Genomic DNA, 1,074 nt, shown 5'->3' on the forward strand with positions numbered 1-1,074 from the left:
GTCAGATGGGAATAAAAGACAGACCCCAAGGAGATTGGACGTGAAGAAGCGTTTTACCGAAGAACAGATCATCGGCTTCCTGCGCGAAGCCGAAGGCGGCGTGGCGATCAAGGATCTGTGCCGGCGCCATGGCTTCAGCGAGGCCTCGTACTATCTGTGGCGTAGCAAGTTCGGCGGCATGAGCGTGCCCGATGCCAAGCGGCTCAAGGACCTTGAGGCCGAGAACGCGCGGCTGAAGAAGTTGCTGGCCGAGCAGTTGTTCGAGAACGACCTGATCAAGGATGCGTTGCGAAAAAAGTGGTGAGCGCACCGGCGCGTCGTATGCTGGTGCGCGAGTGGATCGGGCGTGGTGCCAGCGAGCGTCGTGCGCTGGCAGTGATCGGCATGAGCGCCAGCGCGCTGCGCTATTGCCCACGCCAAGACCGCAACGGCGAACTGCGCGAGCGCATTCTTGCGTTGGCGCATCGCCATCTCCGCTACGGCGTGGGGATGATCTATCTCAAACTGCGACAGGAAGGACGCCTGGTGAACTACAAGCGCGTGGAGCGGTTGTATCGCGAGCAGCAGTTACAAGTCCGGCGCCGCAAGCGCAAGAAGGTACCGGTTGGCGAGCGTCAGCCGCTGCTGCGGCCAGCGCAGGCCAACCAGGTGTGGTCGATGGACTTCGTGTTCGACCGCTCCGCCGAAGGCCGAGTGATCAAGTGTCTGGTGATCGTGGACGACGCAACGCACGAAGCGGTCGCCATCGAGGTGGAGCGCGCGATCTCTGGGCACGGGGTTGCGCGCGTCCTGGATCGGTTGGCACACAGTCGCCGCCTGCCACAGGTGATCCGCACCGATAACGGCAAGGAGTTTTGCGGTAAGGCAATGGTCGCCTGGGCGCATGCCCGTGGCGTGCAGTTGCGGCTGATCCAACCAGGCAAACCGAACCAGAACGCCTACGTCGAATCCTTCAACGGCCGGCTACGCGATGAATGCCTCAACGAGCACTGGTTCCCGACGTTGCTGCACGCGCGCACCGAGATCGAACGCTGGCGACGCGAATACAACGAGGACCGACCCAAGAAAGCAATT

General features: G+C 62.0%; 1 protein-coding gene. It reads left to right on the plus strand.

The annotated features are described in order from the left end of the window. Positions 1-40 precede the first annotated feature (40 nt). A protein-coding gene (locus tag Y887_RS16605; RefSeq protein WP_157004340.1) for an IS3-like element IS1403 family transposase occupies positions 41-1,074 on the plus strand; the annotation gives its coding sequence in 2 pieces (ribosomal slippage) (positions 41-299 and positions 299-1,074; 1,035 coding nt annotated over the 2 pieces). This gene is flagged as partial in the annotation.

Source organism: Xanthomonas pisi DSM 18956 (assembly GCF_001010415.1).
In the GTDB taxonomy this organism is placed as follows: Bacteria; Pseudomonadota; Gammaproteobacteria; order Xanthomonadales; family Xanthomonadaceae; genus Xanthomonas; species Xanthomonas pisi.